Origin of the sequence: Mesorhizobium sp. M7A.F.Ca.ET.027.03.2.1, from assembly GCF_003999175.1 — a bacterium.
GTDB lineage: Bacteria > Pseudomonadota > Alphaproteobacteria > Rhizobiales > Rhizobiaceae > Mesorhizobium.
This window is the reverse complement of sequence record NZ_RZOM01000379.1, coordinates 1-5,210: the sequence shown is the minus strand read 5'-3', so window position 1 is coordinate 5,210 and position 5,210 is coordinate 1. Positions and strand designations below refer to the sequence as shown.

The following is a 5,210-nucleotide window of genomic DNA, read 5'->3' as shown; positions in this document are numbered from 1 at the left end:
GTCAAGAAGATCGTCGAGCAGCTCGAAAAATCGGGTCGCCTGGAAACCAGGTTCACGCCGGCGCATGACCGCGTCATCGAAAGCGGCGCCTGGCGCCGGCGCGTGCATCACTGGCTGTTTCAGGAGACCTTGCCGCTGTGGTCGACATCGGGGGTCGACGAACGCCATGGCGGCTTTCACGAAGCGCTCGGCCTGGACGCCTCGCCGCTGATGAAGCCCAAGCGCATGCGCACCATGGCAAGGCAGGTCTATGCTTTCGCCGTCGCCCGAGCGCGCGGCTGGGACGGTCCGGCCGACCGGCTGATCAGCCACGGCATCGCCTTCATGGCCGGCAAGGGCCGCACCGACAAGGGCGGCTGGGTTCGGACGCTGAATGTCGACGGTTCGGTCGCCGACGCCACCGAGGATGCCTACGATCATTCCTGCGTGCTCCTGGCGCTCGCGCATGCGCATATGTCTGGCAATCCAGACGCCTTGCGCCTCGGCGAGGAAACCTTCGCCTTTCTCGATGCGCATCTCGAAGACAGCCGCATGACCGGCTTCCTCGAGACATCGGACGGCAAAGGCGAGCGCCGCTCCAACCCGCATATGCATCTGCTCGAGGCCTTCCTCGCTTGGCATCAGGCGACTGGCGAGCGCGCCCATCTGCGCCGCGCAGCGCGCATCATCGACCTCTTCCGAAGTCATTTCTTCGATCCGGAAAGCTGGACGCTTGGCGAGTATTTCGATGCCGAATGGAAGCCATCCGCAGGAGAGAAAGGGTCATGGACCGAGCCTGGCCACCATTTCGAGTGGGCCTCGCTGCTGGTCGATTTCGCTGGACGCAGCGGCCAGGCCGAATTGAGCGGCTTTGCCAGAAAACTTTACGCGTCGGCCACTGCCAATGGCCTCAACCGCGCCACCGGCCTTGCCTATGGCGCCGTCTCGCGGCAGGGCCTGCCGCTCGACCTGATATCACGCAGCTGGCCGCAGGCCGAAGCGGTGAAGGCGGCTATCGCGCTGGATGGTTCGGGCGGGCCGGACCTGAAGCCCGAGATCGAAGCGCGCGTCGGCCGGCTGTTTCGCTGGCACATCGACCCGGCGCCGCTCGGCCTGTGGATCGACCGCATCGACGAGCGCGGCCGCTCACTGGCATCGGACGTGCCGGCCAGCATCTTCTATCATCTGGTCTGTGCGCTGACCCAGTATCTGGACAGCACGGCCGACCCGAAGGCGTAGAGGGTTGATCAGTACGGGCTCGCCACGTCGCCCGTCTCGACATAGATCGACTTCAGCTGCGAATAGAGTGCCAGCGCCGCCAATGAATTCTCACGTCCGATGCCCGACTGCTTGAAGCCGCCGAACGGGATTTCCACCGGCGTCAGATTGTAGGCGTTGATCCAGCAGGTGCCGGCCTGCAGCTCGGCAATGACGCGGTGGGCGCGCGGCAGGTCGCGCGTGAAGACGCCGGCGGCAAGGCCGAATTCGGTGTCGTTGGCGCGGTCGATCACCTCGTCCTCACCGTCGAATTTCAGCACGCTCATGACAGGCCCGAAAATCTCCTCGCGGGCGATGCGCATTGTGTCGGTGACGCCGGTGAACACCGTTGGCTCGACAAAGAATCCGCCCTGGAAACCCTGCAGCGAAGGCACGTTGCCGCCACAGGCAAGCGTTGCTCCGTCCTGCTTGCCGATCTCGATATAGCCCACTACCTTGTCGTGCTGCGCCTTGGAAACCAGCGGCCCCATCTGGGTTTCGGGGTCGAGCGGGTCGCCGATGCGGATTTTCTTGGTCCGCTCGATCAGACGCTCGACGAAGCGGTCGTGAATGCCGCTCTGCACGAAGACGCGCGTGCCGTTGGAACAGATCTGCCCGGTCGAATAGAAATTGCCGAGCATGGCGCCGCCAATGGCGTTCTCGATGTCGGCATCGTCGAACACGATCAGCGGCGACTTGCCGCCAAGCTCCATCGTCGCGTGCTTCATCTTCGAGCCGGCGAGCGACAGCACCTTGCGGCCGGTCGGCACCGAGCCGGTCACCGAGACCTTGGCGACGACATCGTGGCCGACAAGCCCGGCGCCGACATCGCCATAGCCCTGCACGACATTGAACAGGCCGTCAGGCAGCCCCGCTTCGCTGTAGATCTCGGCCAGCGCGAGTGCTGAAAGCGGTGTGTTTTCCGAAGGCTTGAACACCATGGCGTTGCCCATGGCGAGCGCCGGTGCCGATTTCCAGCCGGCGATCTGGATCGGGTAGTTCCAGGCGCCGATGCCGACACAGACGCCGAGCGCTTCGCGCCTTGTGTAGGCGAAGGGTCCGCCGAGATCGACCCACTCGCCATTGTAGGCGGCAACCGCACCGCCGAAATATTCAAGGCAGTCCGCCGCCGAAGGGGCGTCCGCCACCAGCGTTTCCTGGATCGCCTTGCCGGTATCCAATGTCTCGATGCGGGCGAGGTCGGCGTTGCGGGCGCGCAATATGTCGGCGGCGCGGCGCAGGATGCGCCCGCGCTCGACCGGCTTCAGCCGCGCCCAGGCGGGCTGCGCCGCCCGCGCTGCCTCGACGGCGAGTTCCAGCACGTTCGGCGTCGCCGAGCGCAGCATGGCGATGATCTCACCGGTTGCCGGATAGATGACCGGCAGCGGCGCGCCGCCTTCGTCCTCGATGTAGCGTCCGTTGACATAGTGCGATGCCGTGGGCTGAGCGCGCATGGAAGTCTCCAGATTGTCTTTCGCGGCATGCGGATCGTGCAGTCACACGATCGTGCTCTATCTGTCCGACGCCTGCCAGCGCGGATTGATCCATGGTTCCTGGTTGGACGGCGCCATCGGCGTGCGGCCAAGGATGTGGTCGGAAGCCTTCTCGCCGGTCATGATCGAGGGCGCGTTGAGATTGCCGTTGGTGACGCGCGGGAAGATCGACGAATCGGCGACCCGCAAGCCTTCGATGCCGATGACCCGGCACTCCGGATCGACGACACTCATCATGTCGTCGGCGCGGCCCATCTTGCAAGTGCCGCAAGGATGGTAGGCGCTCTCGGCATGATCGCGGATGAAGATGTCGAGCTCGTCGTCCGACTGCATGTGGCTGCCCGGCGAGATTTCCTTGCCGCGATAGGGGTCGAACGCCGACTGCCCGAAGATCTCGCGCGTCAGCCTGATGCAGTGGCGGAACTCCGCCCAATCGTCTGGATGCGACATGTAGTTGAAGCGGATCACCGGCTTGGATTTCGGGTCCGGCGAACGCAGCGTCACCGAACCGCGCGACTTCGAGCGCATCGGTCCGACATGCGCCTGGAAGCCGTGCGATTTCGCAGCCGCCTTGCCATCATAGCGGACTGCCGCCGGGATGAAATGGTACTGGATATCGGGGTAGTCAACGCCGGCGCGCGAGCGCACGAAGGCCGCCGCTTCGAAATGGTTGGTGGCGCCAAGCCCGGTCTTGAGGAACAGCCACTGCGCCCCGATGAGCGCTTTCGAGAACGGATTCAGCACCGAATTGAGCGTGATCGGCAGCAATGATTCCTGCTGGATGTAGAGCTCCATATGGTCCTGCAAATTGCGGCCGACGCCGGGCCTGTCGGCCACCACCGGAATGCCGTTTTCGCGCAAATGTTCGGCCGGGCCGATGCCGGACAGCATCAGGATCTTCGGCGAATTGATCGACGATGCGGCGACAATCACCTCACGTCGCGCCTTAACAACCTGAATCTGTTTGTGAGCTTCGATCTCGACGCCGATGGCGCGCTGATTCTCGATGATCACCCGCCGCGCAAAGCCCTTGACCAGACTTACGTTTTTGCGCTTCAGCGCCGGCTTCAGATAGGCCGATGCCGCCGACCAGCGGCGACCGCCGCTGATGGTCTGCTCCATCGGCCCAAACCCTTCCTGCTTGGAACCATTGTAGTCTTCGGTCAGTTCGAACCCGGCCTGGCGACCAGCCTCGACAAAGGCGCCATAGAGCGGATTTTTACGCGAGCCGCGCTGCACATGCAGCGGCCCGCCATGGCCGCGCCAGCCATCCTCGCCGCCGTCCGAATTTTCCATACGCTTGAAATAGGGGAGCACGTCGGCGAAGCCCCAGCCGGCCGCACCCTCTTCGGCCCAATGGTCGAAATCGCGGGCGTGGCCGCGCACATATACCATACCGTTGATCGAGGACGAGCCGCCGATCACCTTGCCGCGCGGTGTCGTCAGCACACGGCCGCCGAGATGCGGCTCCGGCTCGCTGGCAAAGCCCCAGTCATAGAGGCTCATGTTGAGCGGGATCGACAGCGCCGACGGCATCTGGATCAGCGGCCCGATATCGCTGCCGCCGAATTCGATGACGATGACCGAATGCTTGCCGTCTTCAGACAGGCGATAGGCCATGGCCGAGCCGGCCGAGCCGGAGCCGATGATGACGAAATCTGCTTCAAGCATGGTTCATATGCGCCATGAAATCGGCGAGCGAGACATTGCCGCCGGTAGCCACAACAAGGGCGGTCTTGCCCCTCACATCCACCTTGCCGCCGAGCAGTGCGGCGAGCGAGGCGGCCCCCGAGGGCTCGAGCACCAGCTTCATGCGCTCGAAAGCGATCCGCATGGCGCTGCACACCGATTGGTCGTCGACGGTGATGCCGCGAACACCGGCGGTCTTGACTGCCGCGAAAGGCGCGTCGCCCGGCCGTCGCGACATCAGCCCGTCGCAGATCGACTTCGGCCCGATCGGCATCGTCTCGATGCTGCCATGTGCCAGCGACGAGCCCATGCCGTTGAAACCTTCAGGTTCGACGCCGATGATCTCAGTGGCGGGCGACAGATAGTGGAAGGCGAGCGAAACGCCGCCGATCAGCCCACCGCCACCGACCGAGCAGAACAAAAGATCGGCGCTGGCGCCTTTGGCTTCGAGTTGGTCAAGCGCTTCGAGGCCGGCGCCCGCCTGGCCGGCAACGATCTCCGGATCGTCAAATGGATGCAGCAGGGCCAAGCCTTCGGTCTCGGCGATCTCGCGTGCCTTGGCGGCGGCGACTTCCTCACGCGCGCGTTCGCCCTGGTCGGTCAGCACGACGCGGGCGCCATAGCCGGCCGTAGCATCACGCTTGGCGGTCGGTGCGTCGATCGGCATGACGATGGTGACGGGAATGCCGAGCGCCTGGCCGGCAGCCGCCAGCCCTTGCGCGAAATTGCCGGAGGAGTAGGCGACGACGCCTTTCCTGGCCTCATCAGTGGAAAGCTGCTTCAGGCGCCAAT

General features: G+C 64.4%; 4 protein-coding genes. 1 reads left to right on the top strand and 3 read right to left on the bottom strand.

The annotated features are described in order from the left end of the window. A partial coding sequence (locus tag EN750_RS17505; protein ID WP_145967742.1) for an AGE family epimerase/isomerase occupies positions 1 to 1,218 on the top strand: 1,218 nt, incomplete at its 5' end. An 8-nt stretch (positions 1,219 to 1,226) separates the two neighbouring features. Here the strand turns inward: EN750_RS17505 and betB are convergent. From betB to EN750_RS17490, 3 genes are all read right to left on the bottom strand, one after another. Continuing rightward, positions 1,227 to 2,690 (bottom strand): betaine-aldehyde dehydrogenase, encoded by a 1,464-nt coding sequence (gene betB, locus EN750_RS17500; protein WP_127397156.1) that lies wholly within the window; start codon positions 2,688 to 2,690, stop codon positions 1,227 to 1,229. A 57-nt stretch (positions 2,691 to 2,747) separates the two neighbouring features. After that, on the bottom strand, positions 2,748 to 4,400 hold the full coding sequence (gene betA, locus EN750_RS17495; RefSeq protein ID WP_127397155.1) for a choline dehydrogenase: 1,653 nt from the start codon (positions 4,398 to 4,400) through the stop codon (positions 2,748 to 2,750). After that, positions 4,393 to 5,210 (bottom strand): pyridoxal-phosphate dependent enzyme (locus tag EN750_RS17490; RefSeq protein ID WP_127397154.1); only part of this gene is annotated, 818 nt, incomplete at its 5' end. The genes betA and EN750_RS17490, both read right to left, overlap by 8 nt.

Coding starts and splice junctions, on each gene's coding strand:
- betB (WP_127397156.1), bottom strand. CDS start 2,690: ATGCGCGCTCAGCCCACGGCATCGCACTATGTCAACGGACGCTACATC.
- betA (WP_127397155.1), bottom strand. CDS start 4,400: ATGCTTGAAGCAGATTTCGTCATCATCGGCTCCGGCTCGGCCGGCTCG.